Annotated in this window: 14 protein-coding genes and 1 pseudogene; 12 read left to right on the top strand and 3 right to left on the bottom strand. The window is 61.0% G+C overall.

From position 1 onward, the window contains the following. Positions 1 to 140 precede the first annotated feature (140 nt). The 7 genes from xylA (at position 141) to ACSEXW_RS02380 (ending at position 8,917) form a co-directional block, all read left to right on the top strand. On the top strand, positions 141 to 1,457 hold the full coding sequence (gene xylA / locus ACSEXW_RS02410; protein WP_438444499.1) for a xylose isomerase: 1,317 nt from the start codon (positions 141 to 143) through the stop codon (positions 1,455 to 1,457). A gap of 252 nt (positions 1,458 to 1,709) precedes the next feature. Next, positions 1,710 to 4,139 (top strand): PAS domain-containing sensor histidine kinase, encoded by a 2,430-nt coding sequence (locus ACSEXW_RS02405; RefSeq protein ID WP_438444498.1) that lies wholly within the window; start codon positions 1,710 to 1,712, stop codon positions 4,137 to 4,139. Between the two features lie 108 nt (positions 4,140 to 4,247). After that, positions 4,248 to 5,939, top strand: coding sequence for a formate--tetrahydrofolate ligase (locus ACSEXW_RS02400; RefSeq protein WP_438444497.1), 1,692 nt, complete (start codon positions 4,248 to 4,250; stop codon positions 5,937 to 5,939). 12 nt (positions 5,940 to 5,951) lie between these two features. Further along, positions 5,952 to 6,497 (top strand): spore protease YyaC, encoded by a 546-nt coding sequence (yyaC, locus tag ACSEXW_RS02395; RefSeq protein WP_438444496.1) that lies wholly within the window; start codon positions 5,952 to 5,954, stop codon positions 6,495 to 6,497. Between the two features lie 227 nt (positions 6,498 to 6,724). Then, complete coding sequence (locus ACSEXW_RS02390) at positions 6,725 to 7,519, top strand: basic amino acid ABC transporter substrate-binding protein (protein WP_438444832.1); 795 nt, start codon at positions 6,725 to 6,727, stop codon at positions 7,517 to 7,519. Positions 7,520 to 7,534: 15 nt separating this feature from the next. After that, positions 7,535 to 8,182 carry an amino acid ABC transporter permease gene (locus ACSEXW_RS02385; RefSeq protein ID WP_438444495.1) on the top strand — a complete coding sequence of 216 codons (648 nt, stop codon included), beginning with the start codon at positions 7,535 to 7,537 and terminating at the stop codon, positions 8,180 to 8,182. Positions 8,183 to 8,194: 12 nt separating this feature from the next. Then, on the top strand, positions 8,195 to 8,917 hold the full coding sequence (locus tag ACSEXW_RS02380; protein ID WP_438444831.1) for an amino acid ABC transporter ATP-binding protein: 723 nt from the start codon (positions 8,195 to 8,197) through the stop codon (positions 8,915 to 8,917). Positions 8,918 to 9,011: 94 nt separating this feature from the next. On the opposite strand, the gene serS is transcribed toward ACSEXW_RS02380, so the two are convergent. Then, positions 9,012 to 10,301 (bottom strand): serine--tRNA ligase, encoded by a 1,290-nt coding sequence (serS, locus tag ACSEXW_RS02375; RefSeq protein ID WP_438444494.1) that lies wholly within the window; start codon positions 10,299 to 10,301, stop codon positions 9,012 to 9,014. Between the two features lie 331 nt (positions 10,302 to 10,632). Then, positions 10,633 to 11,637, bottom strand: a complete 1,005-nt coding sequence (locus ACSEXW_RS02370) for a LacI family DNA-binding transcriptional regulator (RefSeq protein WP_438444830.1) — start codon at positions 11,635 to 11,637, stop codon at positions 10,633 to 10,635. 172 nt (positions 11,638 to 11,809) lie between these two features. Between ACSEXW_RS02370 and ACSEXW_RS02365 the strand changes: the two genes are divergently transcribed. Beyond that, complete coding sequence (locus ACSEXW_RS02365) at positions 11,810 to 13,654, top strand: ABC transporter ATP-binding protein (RefSeq protein WP_438444493.1); 1,845 nt, start codon at positions 11,810 to 11,812, stop codon at positions 13,652 to 13,654. Between the two features lie 329 nt (positions 13,655 to 13,983). After that, positions 13,984 to 15,591 (top strand): glycoside hydrolase family 43 protein, encoded by a 1,608-nt coding sequence (locus ACSEXW_RS02360; RefSeq protein WP_438444492.1) that lies wholly within the window; start codon positions 13,984 to 13,986, stop codon positions 15,589 to 15,591. A gap of 139 nt (positions 15,592 to 15,730) precedes the next feature. Here ACSEXW_RS02360 and ACSEXW_RS02355 read toward each other — a convergent pair whose 3' ends face one another. Further along, positions 15,731 to 16,423: an SOS response-associated peptidase gene (locus ACSEXW_RS02355; RefSeq protein ID WP_438444491.1), complete on the bottom strand. Its 693-nt coding sequence runs from the start codon at positions 16,421 to 16,423 to the stop codon at positions 15,731 to 15,733. 127 nt (positions 16,424 to 16,550) lie between these two features. Between ACSEXW_RS02355 and ACSEXW_RS02350 the strand changes: the two genes are divergently transcribed. From ACSEXW_RS02350 to ACSEXW_RS02340, 3 genes and pseudogenes are all read left to right on the top strand, one after another. Next, positions 16,551 to 16,856 (top strand): hypothetical protein, encoded by a 306-nt coding sequence (locus tag ACSEXW_RS02350; protein WP_438444490.1) that lies wholly within the window; start codon positions 16,551 to 16,553, stop codon positions 16,854 to 16,856. 234 nt (positions 16,857 to 17,090) lie between these two features. Next, a pseudogene (locus tag ACSEXW_RS02345) lies at positions 17,091 to 17,603 on the top strand (glycoside hydrolase family 15 protein); the annotation flags it as partial. An 830-nt stretch (positions 17,604 to 18,433) separates the two neighbouring features. Then, on the top strand, positions 18,434 to 20,854 hold the full coding sequence (locus ACSEXW_RS02340; RefSeq protein ID WP_438444489.1) for a sugar phosphate nucleotidyltransferase: 2,421 nt from the start codon (positions 18,434 to 18,436) through the stop codon (positions 20,852 to 20,854). Positions 20,855 to 20,929: the final 75 nt, after the last annotated feature.

The following is a 20,929-nucleotide window of genomic DNA, read 5'->3' as shown; positions in this document are numbered from 1 at the left end:
GGGAAATCGGACAGCCATACTATCATTTTATGCGGAAAAAGTTCGAAAGTAAAGTTAGTTTAATCAATAGACAAACTAAGTGGGAAGTGATATGATGAAGGGGAAGGTAAGGCGAATAACTCTCTGGAGGGAATATTCCAATGGCTTCTTATTTCAACAACATTTCCAAGGTTGCATTCGAAGGCAGAACCTCGAGCAATCCGCTGGCTTACAAATTCTATGACGCCAATGCCGTAGTCGCCGGCAAAACCATGAACGAGTGGCTTCGCTTCGGTTTGGCTTACTGGCATGCCATGACCGGCACCGGCTCCGACCCGTTCGGCGCAGGCACCATGCAGCGCGGCTGGGACCGCTACTCCGGCATGGACCAAGCCAAGGCCCGCGTGGAAGCGGCCTTCGAGCTGATGGACATTCTCGACATGCCGTACTTCTGCTTCCATGACCGCGACATCGCGCCGGAAGGCGACACCCTGCAGGAGACCAACAAGAACCTGGACGTCATCGTGGCCCTGATCAAGGAAAACATGAAGTCCTCCGGCCGCAAGCTGCTGTGGAACACCGCCAACATGTTCTCCAACCCGCGCTTCGTCCATGGCGCTGCCACCACCTGCAACGCCGACGTATACGCGTACGCCGCTGCGCAAGTGAAGAAGCAGCTAGAAGTGGGCCTGGAGCTGGGTGCCGAGAACTATGTGTTCTGGGGCGGCCGCGAGGGCTACGAGACTCTTCTCAATACCGACATGAAGTTCGAGCTGGATAACCTGGCCCGCTTCTTCCATATGGCGAAGGACTATGCCAAGGAAATCGGCTTCAACGCCCAATTCCTGATTGAGCCGAAGCCGAAGGAGCCGTCCAAGCACCAATACGACTTCGACTCCGCCACTACCATTGCGTTCCTGAAGACCTACGGCCTGGACCAAGTCTTCAAGCTTAATATCGAAGCGAACCATGCCACCCTGGCCGGCCATACCTTCGAGCATGAGCTGCACGTGGCCCGCATCAACGGCATGCTGGGCTCCATTGATGCCAACCAAGGCGACGAGCTGCTGGGCTGGGACACCGACGAGTTCCCGACCAACCTGTACAGCACGACCCTGGCCATGTACGAGATCATCAAGAACGGCGGACTGGGCAGCGGCGGTGTGAACTTCGACGCCAAGACCCGCCGTGCCTCCTTCGAGCCGGAGGATCTGGTTTACTCCCACATCGCCGGTATGGATTCCTTCGCCCGCGGCCTGCAGGTAGCGGCGAAGCTCTTGGAAGACCGCGTGCTGGAGAACATCATCGACGACCGCTATTCCTCCTTCAAGTCCGGAATCGGTGCGGACGTTCTGGCTGGCAAGGCCAACTTCAAATCGCTTGAATCTTATGCGATGCAGAACAACCCGATCGTCAACAAGTCGGGCCGTCAAGAGCAGATCAAATCCGTACTGAACCAGTACATCATGAACGTGTAAGTTTCGATCAGCAACCATCAAGAGAGAACGGAAACTCGTCAGAGTTTCCGTTCTTTTTTGCGTCGTGTCAGGGACGGTATTGTTTTTTTTCGGTCGGATCGATCGGAATCTGTTGATTTAAGTTTTTATTTGAAAATTTAGAGGAAATTGTATGCGTTTTTTCGTAATATTAGGTTATGAGCTGTACGAGAAGCTTCATGGAACAGAAGCCCGCATCGAGGGGCAGGCAATCGGATAACAGGAGGAGATTGAATGGGATGGAAAGGGCGGATTCTATCTCTCATAACCGTCGTATTGTTCCACTCGGTCTTGCTGGTATATAGAGGCAGCCCCGTGGGAACCCCCAGGGGAGCAGGAGGTTATGCGCTTCCGGTGCTCCTGTCGGTATTGCTGTTTGCCGCTGCATACCGGCTGGGCCGGTATATCGATCAGGCGGCCTATAACAAGTTAGTACTGGCAGGCTCCGCTCTCCCGGCGTGCGTGCCGGGGAAGAAGGCACGGGAGCTTCTGGAGAGCGAGGCGCGCTACAAGGATATACTGGAGCAGATCCCCGATCCGGTGTTCGTGTATTGCTCCGGCCGGATCGTGTATTCCAATCCGGCGGGGCACCTGCTCTACGGTGAGGCACGGCTGGCGGAGCTTGATTTTGCAGGAGTGATAGAACTGATCCATCCGGTGGATTACGATGTCTTGGTGGAATTGGCCGTCAAGCCGGAGCCGTGGGCACCGACGGAGGTTCGAATTCAGAACCGGGATGGCAACTACCTGGAGACGGAAGTCCGCATCAAGCGGATCCGCTACGAGGGTCGGCAGGCCTACCAGGTGGTCGTCCGGGACCTGTCCGATCTGAAGCGCTCGGACCGAATGCTGCAGGCTGCGGAACGGGAGCAGCAGGAGGTGCTCCGGAACCAACCCGGCATTACGTTGAAGTATAAGAAAGCCGGAGACGGTTATGTCCACACGCTCTGGGAGGGAGAGCTGGCCCGTACGGTGGGCTTGGGCTCCGAGCAGGTGGTGGGCCGGACCTTGGATATGATATTCGATCCGGAGCAGGCGGAGCAGTTATCCTCTTATTACAGGCGCAGCTGGGAGGAGGGCGAATCTCTGGAGTTCGAGACCCTGCTCTCGGACGTGCCCTGCCTGGTGACGCTGAAGCCGATTCGGCGCAACGGTGTGATGGAAGAGGTGATCGGCTACTGCACCGATCTGACGCTGCGCAAGGAGACGGAGGAGGAGCTGCTTCAGGCCAAGGAGATGCTGGAGTCGTTCTTCAACAATACCACGGATGCCATTGACGTGGGCGATCTGGAGGGACACATCATCCAGGCGAACCTGGCCTTCGAGATGATGTACGGGTGGACCGCGGAGGAATGCGACCAGTGCCTGCTGGATATGATTATCCCGCCGGAGCTGCAGGAGGAAGCGGCTAATCTGAAGGAAGCCGTATTATTCGGCGGACACGTCAGCGGGTACGAGACCAAGCGGATGCGCAAGAACGGCGAGGTGCTCGATGTGAGTGTGACCGTGTCCCCCATCCGCAACTCCCACGGGGAGACGGTGGCCATCGCGGCCATCTCCCGGGACATAACCGGGGCCAAGCAGGTCGAATCGGCCCTCCGCCAGAGCGAGGCCAAGTACCGGCTGATCGCCGAGAACATGTCCGAGATCATCTGTGTGCTGGACCCCCACGGGAGGGTGATCTATATGTCTCCTTCCTGCAAGGTGATGATGGGCATGGAGCCGGAGCTTCTGACGGGCAAGGATATCCTGATCTGGATTCATCCGGCGGATGCGGAGCGGGTGGACTTCATGTACGAGCGGCTGCTGTCCACGGACCATAACGAGATCGTCGAGGTGCGCGCTCAGCATGCGGAGGGCCATTGGATTGAGATGGAGGTCTCGAGCCGCTGGATTCCCCACTTTGGAAGCTTGGAGACGCCATGCATCCTGGTGGTGGCTCGGGATATTACCGAGCGCAAGCGGACGGAGGAGATGCTCCGCAAGTCCGAGAAGCTGTCCGTGGTAGGCCAACTGGCCGCCGGCGTCGCCCATGAGATACGCAACCCGCTGACCTCGCTTAAGGGCTTCCTCCAGCTATTGAAGGAACGGAGTAATGAAAACGGCTTCTTCTATGAGGTGATGCTGTCGGAGCTGGAGCGGATCAATACCATCGTCAGCGAGTTCCTGGTACTCTCGAAGCCGCAGATGACCAAGTTCACCCGGGAATCCATCGTCCGGATCGTGTGGGAGGTGGTCTCGTTCCTCGAGAGCCAGGCCCACCTGAACGGGGTGGAGATCGCCGCCAATTATAGGGAGGCGCAGGATGTGGAGGTGGTCTGCGACGAGAATCAGCTGAAGCAGGTATTCGTCAATCTTCTCAAAAATGCCATCGAAGCCATGCCCAAGGGCGGCCTCGTCAAGGTCACGCTCCTGCGGCCCAAGCCGGACCGGGTGCTGATCCGGTTCGAGGACGAGGGGCACGGCATAGCGCCCGATCGTCTGGAGAAGCTGGGCGAGCCCTTCTATACCACCAAGGAGAAGGGCACCGGTCTTGGGCTGATGGTGAGCTTCCGGATCATTGAGGACCACAGCGGAATCATCCGCGTGAAGAGCGAGCCGGGGGAAGGGACCATCTTCGATGTGGAGCTGCCGGCTCCGGTGCTTGCCGCCGTGGAAGAGTAGGAAATGTTCGGGATTGCGCCTTCGAATTTTGCCGTGGTTTGTGCTATCCTTTCATTAGCCGGATTTATCATGGCTATCCATTTTTTCGATGGGAACAGGTGAGCAGCTATGGCAGCAGGTGTGCAAATTCCTAGTGATATTGAGATCGCCCAAGGGGCCGAGATGAAGCGGATCTCCCGCATGGCGGAGGAGATGGGGCTGCACGAGGACGATTGGGAAAGCTATGGCAAGTATAAGGCGAAGCTGGAGATCTCCTTGCTGGACAAGTGGAAGATGAAGGCGGACGGGAAGCTGATTCTCGTAACGGCGATTAACCCTACGGCAGCGGGGGAAGGGAAGACGACGGTCAGCGTCGGCCTGGCCCAGGCTCTGAATAAGACCGGGCGCAAGGCGGTGCTGGCTCTGCGTGAGCCTTCGCTGGGACCCGTGTTCGGGATGAAGGGCGGTGCGGCCGGAGGGGGCTATTCCCAGGTCGTGCCGATGGAGGATATCAATCTGCACTTTACGGGCGACATGCATGCGGTGACATCCGCCCATAATCTTTTGGCCGCGCTGGTGGACAATCACCTGCAGCAGGGCAATGCGCTGGGGCTGGATCCGAGGCGCATGGTCTGGAAGCGGGTTCTGGACATGAATGACCGGTCCCTCCGGCATATCATGATCGGACTGGGCGGCACCACCGGGGGGGTTCCCCGGGAGGACGGCTTCGAGATTACGGTCGCATCGGAGATCATGGCCATCCTATGCCTATCCGAGTCGCTGCAGGATCTGAAGGCCGCGCTGTCACGCATGCTGGTGGGGTACACCTGGGAAGGTCGCCCTGTCTATGTGAAGGATCTCGGTGCGGAAGGAGCCATGACGGTGCTTCTGAAGGACGCCCTGAAGCCGAATCTGGTCCAGACGCTGGAGCACACACCGGCCCTGGTTCACGGGGGGCCCTTTGCGAACATCGCCCACGGCTGCAACAGCATTCTGGCCACCAAGCTGGCGCTGAAGCTGGGGGATTACGCCGTGACCGAGGCCGGCTTCGGCGCGGATCTGGGTGCGGAGAAGTTCTTGAACATCAAATGCCGCAAGGGCGGACTGGCGCCTTCCGCCGTGGTCATCGTCGCTACCGTACGCGCCCTGAAGCTGCATGGCGGGGCGGGCAAGGACCAGTTGGGCGCGGAAGATCTGCAGGCTCTGACCCGGGGCTTCCCCAACCTGGAGAAGCATGTGGAGTCCATCCGGAGCTACGGGCTGCCCATCGTGGTGGCGGTGAACGAATTCCCGACGGACACGGCGCAGGAGGTGGAGCTCCTGAAGCGCCTCTGCCGCGAACGGAACATCCCGGTGGAGCTGTGCCGGGTCTGGGAGCAGGGAGGCGAAGGCGGCCGGGAGCTGGCGGAGACCGTGGCCCGGCTGGCGGATGCCGCCTCTGCGCAGCGGTTCGCGCCGCTGTACGCGGAAGAAGCTTCCATCGAGGCCAAGGCTGAGGCCATCGCCAAGACGTTCTACGGCGCGGACGGCGTCATCTTTTCGGAGCGGGCGCGCCGGCAGATCGGCGAGTTCGTGAAGAACGGCTGGGACCGCCTGCCGCTCTGCATGGCCAAGACCCAGTATTCCTTGTCGGACCAACCGGCACTGACCGGTCGGCCGACGGGCTTCCGCATCACGATCCGGGAGCTGAAGCCCTCCTTGGGCGCCGGCTTCATCGTGGCGCTGACGGGCGACATACTCCGGATGCCGGGACTCCCCAAGCAGCCGGCAGCCCTCGGCATGGATGTGGATGCAGGAGGACGCATCACGGGATTGTTCTAGGAGGGCTGGAAAGTGGCTAACGGTACGGGAGCCTATTGGAAGAAGACGGCCGGTCCCGACAAGCTCAAGGAGCTCACGGACCGGATGGCGGCAGACGGAGTCACCGCCCGGGAACTCAGCTTCCTCTGCATCGGGACGGACCGTTCGAGCGGCGATGCGCTGGGGCCGATGACCGGCACCCTGCTGACGGAGCGCGGGTACCGGCGGGTGATCGGCACCCTGGAGGCTCCGTGCGATGCGGCGACCTGGGACTTGCGGCTGGCGGAGCTGGTCCGGGTGGCGGCAGGCGGCCCGGTGCTGGCCATCGACGCCTGCCTCGGGCATCCGCACTCCGTCGGCCTGTTCCAGCTGGCCACCGGCCCGCTGGAGGCCGGGCGCTCCCTGCGCCGGGGCCTGCCGCCCGTAGGCCGCTACTCCATCGCCGCCATTGTCCACGCTCTCCGGGACAACCCGGTCCGCGTGCTGGAGACGACGCCGCTCCACCGGGTATGGACCATGTCCCGGCAGATCGTTGCGGCGGTCGAAGCCGCATTCCCGCCCGATAGGAGCGGACATTAGAGGAATACCCCTAGCCGTACCAGGCTGGGGGTATTCCTTTTTTTGTGCATATTCATACAGAAAGGGCAGAAACCGTCCGCGCTATAAGCTTTATGATTACAGCATAAATGATGTAATGAAAGCTTACGTAATTTGAAAATTGTCCATTGTAATTTTCCGAATTAGCTGATAGAATCGCTTCTAAGCTAGGGAAAAACAATAAACGTGGGAGGTAATGTGACGTGAAAATGTGGCGTAGCGCTTCATTATTGTTGGGGTTGGCCTTGTTTCTGAGTGCATGCGGTGGAGATAAGCCGGCATCGGGTGGCGGTGAAACCGTGTATAAGTTTGCATCGGATGCATCCTATGCACCGATGGAGAGTATGGACAAGGACAAGATCGTGGGCTTTGACATCGATTTTCTGGCGGAGGTTATGAAGGAAGCGGGTTTGAAGTATGAAGTGAAGAATACCGGGTGGGATACCATGCTGGAGAGCGTGAAGCAGGGCACCGAATTCCATGCAGGCATCTCTGCCATCTCCATTACGGACGAGCGCAAGATGAGTTATGACTTCTCCATGCCTTACTTCGAGTCCACCAATATGATTCTGGTCAAGGAAGGCTCTCCGATCAAGAACGCCAAGGACCTGAAGGGCAAGAAGGTGGCCGTACAGAGCTCCACCACCGCCGATACCCTGATGACCGAGATCATGGGCAAGGACAACACCAGCCTGAAGAAATTCGACAACAACGTGCTGGCGCTTATGGAGCTGGATAAGGGCGGGGTAGACGCAGCTGTAGCCGATATCGCCATCGTCCGGGAATACATCAAGAACAACCCCAACAAGAAGTTCGTCGGCCTCCTCGACAAGGAGAACTTCGAATCCGAATTCTACGGCATTGCCTTCCCCAAGAAAAGCGAGCTGAAGGCCAAGCTGGACCCGGCCATTAAGAAAATCATCGAAAACGGCACCTACGCCAAGGTATACGAGAAATGGTTCGGCGAAAAGCCGGACACCTCCAAACTGCTGAACGCCAAATAAGGGAAGGTCGACCTCATGGATTTCCGCTTCGACATCATTCTGGAATACGCGCCCCTTCTCTTGAAGGGGACGCTTTACACCATCGGCATCTCGCTCTTGTCCATTCTGTTCGGCTCCATTCTCGGCTTGGCCATCGGCTTCGGCAAAATGTCCAAAAACCCCGTGCTGCATTGGCCGATGCAGGCGTACATCAACTTTTTCCGGGGGACGCCCTTGTATGTGCAGATTCTGATCGTCCACTTCGGCCTGGTGCCGATGATCTGGGGCAGCACCAATCCCTGGATCTCGGCCGTCACGGCCCTGTCGCTGAACTCCGCAGCCTATTCGGCGGAGATCTTCCGGGCGGGGATCCAATCCATCGACAAGGGTCAGACGGAAGCGGCCCATTCCCTCGGCATGAGCCATTGGGAAACCATGCGGTTCGTCGTGCTGCCCCAAGCGGTCAAGCGGATGATTCCCGCCTTCGGCAACGAATTCATCGTGCTGGTGAAGGATTCTTCCTTGATCGCCATCGTGGCGGCACCTGAGATCATGTACTGGAGCAATGCCATGCGCGGCCAGTACATGCGGGTGTGGGAGCCGTATCTGACGGCGGCGTTCATCTATTTTGTGCTGACGTATACCTTGAACAAGTTGCTCGTATACATCGAGAGGAGGGTGTGACGGGTGGCGGCGATTATTGAAGTGAAGGGCTTGATCAAGCGGTTCGGCAGCAGCACGGTGCTGGACGGCATCAACGCCGAAGTTGAAAATGGCGAGGTCCTGGTGGTCATCGGCCCCTCCGGTTCGGGGAAATCGACGTTCCTGCGGTGTCTCAATCTCTTGGAGCAGCCGGATGGAGGGGACATCCGGATCGCGGGGCAGTCCCTGATGGACAAGGGCACGAATATCGCGGAGATCCGGCAGGAAGCCGGCATGGTGTTCCAGCAGTTCAACTTGTTCCCGCACATGAGCGTGCTGGACAATATTACCTTGGCGCCCATCCGCATCCGCAAGCGTTCGCCCGAGGAGGCCAAGCGCAAGGCGCTGGAGCTGCTCGACAAGGTGGGGCTGAAGGATAAGGCGGAGGCCTATCCGGCTTCGTTGTCCGGCGGCCAGTCCCAGCGGGTGGCCATTGCCCGGGCATTGGCCATGGAGCCGAAGGTCATGCTGTTCGACGAGCCGACCTCGGCGCTGGACCCGGAGATGGTGGGCGAGGTGCTGATGGTCATGCAGCAGCTGGCCCAGGAGGGTATGACGATGGTGGTGGTTACCCACGAGATGGGCTTCGCCCGCGAGGTCGGGGACCGGGTCATCTTCATGGAGCAGGGGCGCATCGTGGAAGAGGGCACGCCGGCGGAGCTATTCGGCAACCCGCAGCAGGAGCGTACGAAGGCTTTTTTATCGAAGGTGCTGTAAAGCACGGAAAAGAAGGGTGAACCCCAAAAGCCGCTATCCGGATTGAACTTCGGAAGCGGCTTTTGAGGTTATTTGTCCTGCTGGTTAGGGCTCTTCAGACCATGCCGGGAGGCATCAATCGTTCTATTCCTCCCATATAGGGTCTTAACGCCACCGGAATTCGGATCGAGCCGTCCTCCTGCTGGTGGTTCTCCAGCAGAGGGATCAGGATGCGGGGGGTGGCCACCATCGTATTGTTAAGCGTATGGGCGTAACGCAGCCGTCCGTCCGAATCACGGTAACGGATATTGGCCCGGCGGGCCTGGAAGTCGTGGAGGTTCGACGACGAATGGGTCTCGCCGTAGGTGCCGCGGCTGGGCATCCAGGTCTCGATGTCGTATTGCTTGTAGGTCTTCTGCGACATGTCGCCGATACATACGGCCATGACCCGGTAGGGCAGCTCCAAGAGCTGCAGGAGCCGCTCGGCATTGGCCGTGATGTGCTGGAGCAACCGCTCCGAAAGCTCCGGGTCCGCACGGCACAGCACCACCTGCTCCACCTTGGAGAACTGGTGGACCCGGTAGAGGCCGTGCACGTCCCGGCCGGCCGAGCCCACCTCGCTGCGGAAGCAGGTGGAGGCAGCGGCAGCCTTAACCGGCTCGTTCAAGTCCACGATCTCGCCGGCGTAATAGGCGACGAGTGGGGCCTCCGAGGTGCCTACCAGGTACCGGTTCTCGTCCTCGATCCGGTACACCTGTTCCCTCCCGGTGGGGAAGAAGCCGGTATGGGCCAGCGTCTCCGGGCGGACCATCAGCGGCACCTCCATCGGGAGGAAGCCGTCTGCCGTCAGCAAATCCATCGCCAGCTGCTGTACGGCCCGGTGGAGCAGGGCGCCGGCGCCCGTCAGGAAGTAGCTGCGCACCCCGCCGGTCTTCACGCCGCGGGGAATATCGATCATCCGGTGGAGCTCACCAAGCCGGATATGGTCCAGAGGCTCGAAGCTCCACACCGGGGGCGCGCCCATTCGCCGGACCTCCACATTGTCTGCATCCGAGGCGCCTGCCGGGGTGTCCGGCGATACCGGATTGGGCACCAGCAGCATTAGCTGCTCCAGGCGCTCCGCCTCCTCCCGCAGCGGCTCCTCCAGCTGCTCCAGCCGCCGGTTCAGTGCCTTCACGGCTTCACGGGCTTCTTCCGCTTGCGCCTGGTCCCCCTTCCGCATCAGCTCCCCGATCCGCTCCGACTCCGCATTCCGGGTCCGGCGGCCCTCCTCCACCTCCTGCTGCAGGGCCCGTTTCCGGGTATCCGTCTCAAGCAGCTCCCGGATGGAGACCGGGAGCCTCTTCCGGTCCGCCACCTCCTGCAGCTGCTCTTCATGCTCGCGTATCCACTTGATGTCCAGCATCGTTCACCGCTCCTTTACCTAGGTAAAATGCAAAAAAGCGCCCTCGATCCGTATGGGACGAGGAGCGCTTCGCTCGCGGTGCCACCCAACTTGACCGGCTCCCGGGGGAGTCCGATCCGCTTAAGGTTCCGCTGTAACGGGCGGTGCCGGTTCACTTAGGCAAGCAGGCGGGGCGGGTAAGGGCCGCGGCCGCAGGCTTCTTGACGAGAACGCCTCGGGGTTGGATGCCCGTCATTGGCAAATCTTCCGTATTCGGTTGAACAGTAGTATACCGCATGCCGGACCGGCAATGCAAGAGCCAGCGGGGAGGGCGGAAGCGATGGGGGGCGGCCTAGCCCCGGATTCCTGCTGCCGCTCCCGTCAGGAGACTGGTCTTGAGCCGGACGATCTGGAAGCCGGCCCCCTCCCGGGGCTCATGGAGGCGGCTCTGGATGAGGCGGGCGGCTCTTCGTCCGATATCCGCTACGGGCAGCCTTACGCCGAAGTCCACTAAGCCCATGGAGGCGGCCAGCCGCATATCGCCGAAGCCGGCGAGAGGAACCACGGGCCGGTGCCCGCCCCGTTGGACGGCGGCCTCCTGCAGGGCTCCGGCGAACATATCGTCATGGGCGACCAGCACGTAATCTGGCGGCTCCGGCAGGCGGAGGAGCTCCTTGTACAGCTTGGCCCCGGTCTCGGCGGTCGGATGTCCCGTACGTACGAGCGTATCGTCGCCCGGAATGAAGTAGTCCTTCAACGCCCGGCGGTAGCCGTCGAGCCGTTCCCGGGCCGGGGTCAGCCCGTCGCTGGCCCCGATCAGGGCGATCCGCCGCAGGCTCAAGCCCAAGATGTGCTCGACCGCCGCATAGGCGCCGTTAATGTTGTCTACCAGGACGGCATCGGCCTGGATACCATCGGTCAGACGGTCCGCCAGCACGACCGGCAGGCTGTCCGGCCAGACGGAGACCAGATGGCTCCCGTCCGGGCAGGAGGGGATGAAGATGAGACCGTCCACACTGCGGTCCGCCAGCAGGTGAAGCCGGTCCCGCTCCCCCTCCGGGCAGCCGCCCGTACAGGAGATCAGCAGGGAATAGCCATTCTTGCGGAGCTCTTCCTCAGCTCCTTGGGCGACGCCCATGAAGAAGGGATCGGAGATGTCCGGGGTCAGGAAGCCGATGGTCCGGGTCCGGTTTGTCTTCAAGCTCCGGGCGATGGGATGGGCTTTATAATCGAGTTCATGGATGCAGGCCATGACCTTGGTTTTGGTCTCGCCGCTGATCCTCGGATCATCGTTGATGACCCGGGAAACCGTAGACGCGGAAACGCCGGCCAATCGGGCTACATCCTTCATCGTCACATGCAAGTGCACTCCGCCTCCTTCAAGCTGAAAGCTACGGGTATCCCATCTATGTTAGCGTAACGGGCAAAGGCTTGCTGTGAGCTTTCGCACAATGTCCCTTCGCTGGAACCGGGCCGGATTCGGGAGTACAATGCCTATATATAATGGGATGAGACAGGGGGAAGATGGCATGAGACACGGAGGCCCAATGGGCGGAGGCGGCATGGGAATGGGGGGACGGCTGTCGTCCGATCCGAACGCGCCCAAGGTGAAGTGGAGGGATGCGGAATGGGGCAGAGCAGTGCGGCTGTTCCGGCCGTATGTGAAGAAGCTGTCCGGAATCCTGGTCTTGGCGGTGCTGTCCGCTGTGATCGGGCTGTTCCCGCCCCTCGTCATGCGGGAGATCATCGACCACGCCATTCCGGAGGGCAGCCGCCGGGATCTGTACCAGATGGCGCTGCTTATGGTGCTGCTGCCGCTTGCGGCCGGGCTGCTCGGCGTCTGGCAGAACCACCTGAACAATAAGGTGGGGCAAAGCGTCATGCGGGACCTGCGGCACCGTCTGTTCGCCAATCTGCAGCGCCAGGCCATGGCCTTCTTCACCCACGCCCGGTCCGGGGAGGTCATCCAGCGGCTGACCGGTGACGTCCAGGCCGTACAGGGCGTCGTGACCGGTACGGTGGTCAATGCCTTGACCCAGGTGGTCATCGTGGCCACCACGGCGGTCATTCTGTTCCGGCTGGATTGGACGCTGGCCCTCCTCTCGATGGTCGTGCTGCCGCTCTTCATCCTGCCGGTCCGCAAGGTATCGGACACCCGCAAGCGGCTGCGCGGCGAGGCCCAGCGGGTCAAGGGCGACATGTCCTCCATGCTGGGCGACATCTTCGGTGTATCCGGCGCGCTCCTGACCCGGCTCTTCGGCCGCGAGGAGGTCCAGGAGCGGCGCTTCACGGACCTGAACGAGCACGTCATGGAGCTGGAGCTCCGGCTCAATCTCGTCGGCCGGTGGTACAATATGGCGATCAGCGTGCTGGCTCCTCTGGGGACGGCCATCATCTTCCTGTACGGCGGTCTCGGCGTGATGCACGGAACCTTGACCCTGGGGGGCATCATCGCCTTCGTCTTCTATGTGGGACGCTTGTACGGCCCCATCTCCACCCTGCTCAATCTCCATGTGGAAGTGGCGACGGCCATGGGCATCTTCAAGCGGCTGTTCGAATACATGGATATGAAGCCGGACATCACGGATGCGCCGGATGCGGGAGAGCTGCCTGCGGCGCAAGGCCGCATCGAATACCGGGCGGTTTCCTTCGCCTACGGCAAGGGGGAGCATGCGCTGCGCGGCGTCAGCTTCCGGGCGGAGCCTGGAGAGCTGGTGGCCGTAGTCGGCCCCAGCGGCGCGGGCAAATCCACTCTGATCGGGATGCTGGCCCGCCTTCACGATCCGACGGAAGGCTTCGTCCTGGTGGACGGGACCGATATCCGCGCCGTCACCCAAGCTTCCCTGCGCAGGCAGATGGCCTTCGTGACGCAGGATTCCTTCCTGTTCCATGCGAGCATCCGGGACAACCTGCTTTTTGCCAGGCCGGATGCCACGGAGGCGGAGATGATGCAGGCCTGCCGCGACGCCTACATTCATGAGCGGATTGCAGCACTGCCCCAAGGCTACGATACGATGGTGGGGGAGCGGGGACACCGGCTGTCCGGCGGTGAGAGACAGCGGCTTGCCATCGCCCGGGCCATCCTGAAGGACCCGGCCATTCTCGTGCTGGACGAGGCTACGTCCCATCTGGATTCCGAGTCTGAGGCCTATGTCCAGGCCGCTCTGGAACGTCTGATGGAGGGCCGGACCACTCTCGTCATCGCCCACCGGCTCTCTACGATCCTGGCGGCGGACCGGATTCTGGTGCTGGAGGAGGGCCGGCTGGTCGAGGAAGGAAGCCACCGGGAGCTCTTGGCGCGGGAGGGCCTCTATGCCCGGCTCTACCACACGCAATTCGCTCCAGCGGCGGATGGTGTGGCTGGGGGCGGCTAACCGGATGCAAGGACGTAAGTGAAAGGGGAAAGGTGCCTGAACACCTGAATGTACGAACACACGAAAGCACGAAAGCGCGAAGGCTCGGACACCCGGACATCCGACACCGCATAGAAGATAACGCGGCAGCTGGCCTTTTCAGAGGCATAGCTGCCGCTGTACCTTACGGCAAGGAAGCACCTTACATAGATTGCTGAAGGGAAATGGGGTATAGAAGACATACAAGTATAATAAAAAGCCAATCAAACAATTCCGGAGCAAGAAATGGCATGAATCATGCTCTATACTTGCTTGTAGTAGCTTAGTCATAAAGGAGATGAACCGAACCCGTGCACAACCGACCCCAGGGGACTTCCCCCGGCGAAACCACTTTGTTCCGAAATCCCGTCATTCCCGGCTTCAATGCCGACCCATCCGTCTGCCGCGTGGGAGACGATTATTATCTGGTGACATCCACGTTCGAGTATTTTCCGGGCGTGCCGATCTATCACAGCAAGGATCTGGTGTATTGGAGACAGATCGGCAATGTACTGGACCGGCCCTCCCAGCTGGATCTGGACGGTACTCCATGCTCCAAGGGAATCTATGCCGCCACCATCCGGTACCATGAAGGAACCTTCTACATGATCACGACCTTCGTCGAGAGTGTGACGGGAGCCCGGCGCAATTTCTACGTCACAGCAGCCGATCCGGCCGGCCCCTGGTCTGATCCGGTCTGGCTGCCCGAAGCCCCGGGCATCGATTCCTCGCTCTTCTTCGACGACGGCAAATGCTACGTCATGGCCAACCGCCAGCCGCCGGCCGGACAGCAGTATCCGAAGCATATGGAGATCTGGATGCAGGAGCTGGACCTGAAGGAGCAGCGGCTCACGGGGCCGAAGTTCAGTCTGTGGGATGGCGCGATGAAGTTCATCCATGCGCAGGAAGGGCCGCATCTGTACAAGATCGACGGCTGGTATTATCTCCTGATAGCCGAGGGAGGAACGGGCCATACCCACTCCGTCACCATCGCCCGGAGCGAGAGCATCACCGGTCCCTACGAGGGCTGCAAAATGAATCCGATCCTGACCCACCGCCACCTGGGACATCGCCACCCCATCACCAACGTAGGGCATGCGGATCTGGTGGAGACTCAGAACGGCGAGTGGTGGATGGTGTGTCTCGGCTCGCGGCCTTACGGCGGACCTTACCGGAATCTGGGCCGGGAAACCTTCCTGGTGCCGGTGGCCTGGGAGGAGGGCTGGCCGGTGGTGAATCCGGGAGTCGGGAAGGTGGAGCTCCTCGAGAGGCGTCCCAATCTGCCGGAGCACCGTTTCCCGTCCTTGCCGGCCTGCGAGCACTTCGACTCGGAGCGGCTCGGCCACCAGTGGCTGTTCATCCGGACGCCGAGGGGCGAATTCTGGTCGTTAACGGAGCGTCCGGGCCATCTACGGCTCCGGCTGAAGCCAGAATCCTTGGCAGACACCGCCAACCCGGCCTTCGTCGGGCGGCGGCAGGAGCACATGGCGTTCGCCGCGCGGACCGCCCTGGATTTCACTCCGCAGTCGGAGCGGGAAACGGCGGGCCTCGTGCTGCTGCAGAGCACGGACTTCCATTACCGCTTCGAGCTGACCCTGCGGGACGGAGTGCAGGTGCTCCGCCTGACGGAACGCCGGGCCGCCGTGGATACGGTGCTTGCGGAGCATGCGGTCGAGCCCGGCCGCCAACGCCGGTTGTATCTGAAGGTGGAGGCGATCGGCCAAAGCTACGGCTTCTACTATGCGGTGGAGCCGGAGGCCTGGATCCCGCTCTTCGAGCAGGCGGACGGCACCCTCTTGTCCACCGACGTAGCCGGCGGCTTCACGGCTGCCATTCTGGGCATGTATGCCAGCGGCAACGGAGAAGCTAGCGGCAGCTATGCGGACTTCGACTACTTCGAGTACCAGCCGTTGGATTGACAGCCATAACGGCAAAAACCCCCGAGCTTCAGCATCGGGGGTTTTTGCCGTATGTCTGATCCGAAGGTACGGGAGACGGGAGTCGAGCTCCATCAGCCAATCGGCCCGTCCTCGCCGGCCCCGCCGCACGGCCCCTTGCTCAGGCGATGCCGTCCGCCGAATAGGGCTCGATCAGCCCGGGCCAATCGTTCTTCACGCTGCCGACGTCGGGGTGGACCGGATAGGCTTCCAGCTCCCCGTCCGCATACGGCACGAGCAGGCGCTGCAGGCGCTCCGGGTCGAAGCGGCTGCGGTCCAGCCAGAACGCTTCATCCTCCGGCCGTAAAATCACCGGCATCCGGTTGTGGATGCCGGACATCAGCTGGTTGGGCTCCGTTGTGATGACGGTACAGCTGGACACCTTGCGTCCGTCCGGCGCGGTCCAGGTGTCGTACAGCCCGGCCATAGCGAACAGTCCGCGCTTCTTCAGCACGATCCGCATGGGGCGTTTGTTCCCGTCTGGCAAGGCCTGCCATTCGTAGAAGCCGTCCGCCGGAATGAGGCAGCGCTTGCGCTCGAAGGGCAGCCGGAAGGAGGCCTTCTCCAGGAGCGTCTCCGCCTTAGCGTTGAAGGTGGGGAAGCGGGGCTTCTCCTCCTTGGACCAGGAGGGAACGAGCCCCCACTTCAGCGGTCCCAGCCGGTTCACCCCCTCGTGGGCGAGGATGGCCGGAACCGGCTGGCCCGGGGCGGCATTATACCGGGGGGTGTATATAATATCATCGGGGTAATGCTCGAGCAGGAACCGCTCCATCAGCTCCTCGATGGTCACCGTAATGCTGAAACGACCGCACATCGTCGAACCCTCCCGTTTTTTCTTCGGTACATTGGGACAGCAATCGAGCACATTCTTAAATATTCTCGCATATAATGATCGGTATCCGCAATCGCAAGACGAGTTTTGGCTAAGGAGGAGGATGCCGATGATCAATCATATCAATATTCCGGACGGAAACGGTCACATCTATTGCTGTCTCCGCAACCGGATCGTCACGTTTGACGAGGCGCACCGGGAGCAGTATTGCAGCGGGTGCCGGATGTTGAACGGTGACGCGGGAGGCAGCGGAGTGGAATGCTTATGGGACGATATCCGGGAGACGGAATCCAACGTTCGGGTTGTGACCGACCCGGTTCGGGAATGGGAAAGCAACCAGAAAAAACGGGTGCGGACCCTGATGGCCGAATGGAACAGCCAATCGGACTACGGCACAGACGAGGCGGTCATTTGACAAAAAAACCGTGTACCATACCCCAATAACCCCTGAGAAGGGCCGGCAGCGCCTGCTGCAGACCTTATCGGGGGTTTGCTGCGTTTACGGCTCCTCCACGTTCCCCAGCCCCTTCGACAGCATGTGGGCAATCGCCCAAAAAAGGGACATATCCGACAAATGCTGCACATAATATAGTAACCGTTATCATCCTGTAACGGTTCTAAACTGGGCGCGAACAAGGGAGGAAACGATATGTTGCTGGAGAGCTACGAAGTGTTGGACCGTCTGCGCAAACACCATGGGCTGTACGTGGCGAGCCCCTCGGAACATTATCGCTACGTCTGGATTCGTGACAGCGTCTATATGTCCTTGCCGTATCTCAACAAACGCAGCGTCAAATTCGAACGCACCTACCATAGATTGCTGGACTTATTCAAGGAATACGAATGGAAGCTGGATATTGCGTGCCGTCAGAGGCCGCAGGCGGAATGGGAATATCTGCACGCCCGCTATACGGCGGAGGATGTCAGGGAGATCCACGAGGTGGAATGGGGCCATGTGCAGCACGATATGATCGGAGCCTTTCTGTTCGGCATCGGGGCAGGAACCGAGCAGCGGAAGCGGATGCTCCGGGACCGGAAAGACCGGGAGATCCTGCAGAAGCTGGTCGATTATCTGGCGAATGTAGAATATTGGCAGGATCCCGACAACGGGATGTGGGAGGAATGGCGGGAGGTGCACGCCTCCTCCGTGGGAGCCTGCGTAGCCGGTCTAGAGAAGCTCAAGAGGCTGGGGCTGGCGCGGGTGCCGGAGGAGCTCATCGAGCGGGGCCGCCGATCCCTTAAGGACTTGTTCCCCAGGGAAAGCCGCGACAAGTCTTCGGATTTGGCTCAACTGAGCTTGATCTATCCGTACCGTATCCATACGGGGGAGGAGGGCCGGCGAATCGTCCAGCGTGTGGAATCCCGCCTGCTGCGGTCCCGGGGTGTCATTCGTTATGAGGGAGACAGCTACTACAGCACGCTGGAGGAGCAGTTCGGCCGCGGTCTGCCCCGGGAGCGCTATATCGGCACGGAGGCGGAGTGGACCTTCGGTCTGCCCTGGCTGGCCCTGTGTCACCTGGAGCTGGGCAATGAGAACCGGGCCCGCCAATATCTGGAATGGACGGAGGACGTGATGGTGAAGCCGGGCGTGCTGCCGGAGCTGTATTATAGCGGCACTGACGTGCCGAATCCGAACACGCCGCTCGGTTGGAGCAGCGCCATGTACATTCTGGCGAAGGAAGCGCTGGACGAGATGGATATGGATGCCGTCGGCGGCTTCTGAACCGTCCGATGGAAGGACCCTGCCGGGTGAGCCGGCAGGGTTATTTTTTGTAGGAGCATGACCCAAATCGACATGCGCCGCCCGGGGCCGCATAAACTATTATGAACCCGTTAGGGAATGGGCGGATCATCCGACGAAACGGTACATCTGTTGCAGGAAGGAACGGCCGGACCGGAAGGAGTGAAGTCGGGATACATAGCGCTACCGGACTGCCGGCGACTGATCCGGGCAAGAAATGCGGACTTAGCCGTAAGGAGGAGGAGAGCTGTATGAAAGCTGTCATCATGGCCGGTGGCAAGGGGACCCGCCTTAGGCCGTTGACGTGCAATGTCCCGAAACCCATGGTGCCGCTGCTTGACAAACCCGTCATGGAGTACGCCATCGAGCTCTTGAAGCGCCATGGCATTACCGAGATTGCCGTGACGGTCCAGCATTTGCCGGAGGTCATTCGGCGGTATTTCGGAGACGGAAGCGAATTCGGAGTCCGTCTGCATTATTTTGAGGAGGAAGCGCCTCTCGGGACGGCCGGCAGCGTGAAGAATGCGGAGGAATTCCTGGACGAAACGTTCCTGGTCCTAAGCGGAGACGCCTTGACGGATTACGATCTGGGAGCGGCGGTCCGCTTCCATAAGACCAAGCGTGCGACCGCCACTTTAGTGCTGGCCCGTGTTGATGTTCCGCTGGAGTTCGGGGTGGTGATGACCGACCCGAAGGACCGGGTGGTGCGGTTTCTGGAGAAGCCGGGCTGGGGTGAGGTATTCAGCGATACGGTCAATACGGGGATCTACATTCTGGAGCCCGAGGTGCTCCGCTGCTTCGACCGGGGGATGGAGTTCGACTTCAGCAAGGAGCTGTTCCCCATGCTCTTGATGATGGACCGGCCCATGTACGGCTACCGGGCGGAGGGCTACTGGTCGGATATCGGCAATCTGGCCCAATACAGGCAGACGCAGATCGATATGCTGGACGGAAAAGTCAAGGTGGCCATCCGGGGACGGGAGGTCGCGCCGAAGGTGTGGGTCGGGGAAGGCGTACAGGCGGGACGGAGCGCCGTGCTGAGCGGTCCTGCGTTCGTCGGGCGGGATTGCGTGCTGGACGATGGTGTGCGGATCGGAGCGTATTCGGTGATTGGCGCCGGCAGCATGCTGATGCGGGAAGCCATCGTGGAGCGGTCGGTGCTCTGGGGCCAGACCGTGCTGGAGGCTCACGCCGAAGCGAAGGGAGCGGTGCTGGGCAGGCAGTCTGTCGTCGGGGCGGGGGCTCTGGTGGAGGAAGGAGCGGTCGTAGGCGACAACAGCAGAATCGGCGGCAAAAGCATCATCCGGGATGGAGCCAAAATATGGCCCGGCAAAACGGTGGACCAAAGCTGCCAGTTGAATCAGTCCCTGATTTGGGGAGAGACGGGACGACGGTCCTTGTTCGGCCATTGGGGCGTAAGGGGCAGCTGCCACGGGGAGATCACGGTGGGATTCGCCGCGAAGCTGGCCCAGGCTTTCAGCATGATTCTGGTGCCGGGCCGGACCGTAGGCATCGGTCATGACGGCTCGCCGTATGCGGCCATGCTGGCTGACGCGCTGGGGGCAGGACTTCATGCCTCCGGCATGTACACCCACGATTTCGGTGCAGCCACCTCGGCCGTAACCCGCCATGCCGTGTACTCAGGGGAGTATTCTGCCGGTATTCAGGTCCGGGCTTGGGCGGGGGAGAGCGATATGTACCTGTTCGAGCTTCTGGACGGCAACGGACTGCTCCTGGAGGGCGGTCTGGCTCGGAAGGTGGAGCAGGCCTATATGCAGGAGGAGAGCCGGCGGGTGCGACCGGAGCAGACCGGCTGCAGGACGGCCGCACCGGACGTGAATCTGCTGTACCGGGAGCATCTCTTGGGGATGGTCGATGCGGAGGCGATCCGCTCCATGGGCTGCACGGTCGTCATCCGGTGCGGCTACCGGAGCCACCGGGGAGTCATCCCCGAGCTCCTGGAGTCGCTGGGCTGCCGGGTGGTACAGATTGCGGATCCGGAAGGGAGCCGGGAGTCCCTGGCCCGGATCGTGCAGCTGACGGGGGCCGACCTCGGAGTCTCGCTGGACACCAACGGGCAGCTGAAGGATCTTATCGACGAGAAGGGAACCCCTGTGGATGAGGAGCTGCTCGGGGTGCTCCAGATTCTACTGCAGCTCCAGGAGCAGGATGGAGCGGTATACGTGCCGGTCCACCTGCCGGGCATTGTGGAACGGCTGGGCGAAGCCTATAACCGGGAGGTCATCCGGACGAAGGCCGATGTCCGATCCGTCATGAAGGGCTGCGAGCGCGAGGGCTTCCATATCCGGTTCGACGGTATCTACATGCTGGTGCGTCTAATGGAGTTTCGGGCCAGAGAAGGCTGCGGGCTGTCCCGTCTCACCTCGCTCGTGCCCAGCTTCGCCCTGTCGAAGCGCAAGGTGGACTGCCCTTGGCAGGACAAGGGCAAGGTGATGCGCTTCCTCATGGAGGAGACCCGGGACGCCCGGGTGGAGCTGATCGACGGGATCAAGGTCTACCACGAGGAAGGGTGGACCTTGATATTGCCGGACAGCGACGAGCCCGTGTTCCGGGTGGTGGCGGATGCCGGAACCGCCTCGCAGGCGGAGGCGCTGGCCGGCGTCTATGCCCGGAAGATCGAGGATTTCCGCAGGCGGACGACGGCGTCTTGAAGGCGGGGGCAAGGGTCCAGAAAACGAAGCAAGCCGCGGAGATCCGCGGCTTGCTTCGTTGTGACGGGAAGAATC

It is taken from the genome of Oryzibacillus soli (assembly GCF_051594765.1).
Taxonomy (GTDB): Bacteria; Bacillota; Bacilli; order Paenibacillales; family NBRC-103111; genus Paenibacillus_AR.
Note: the sequence above shows the minus strand (reverse complement) of the source record. Positions and strands in the feature narration are given on the sequence as shown.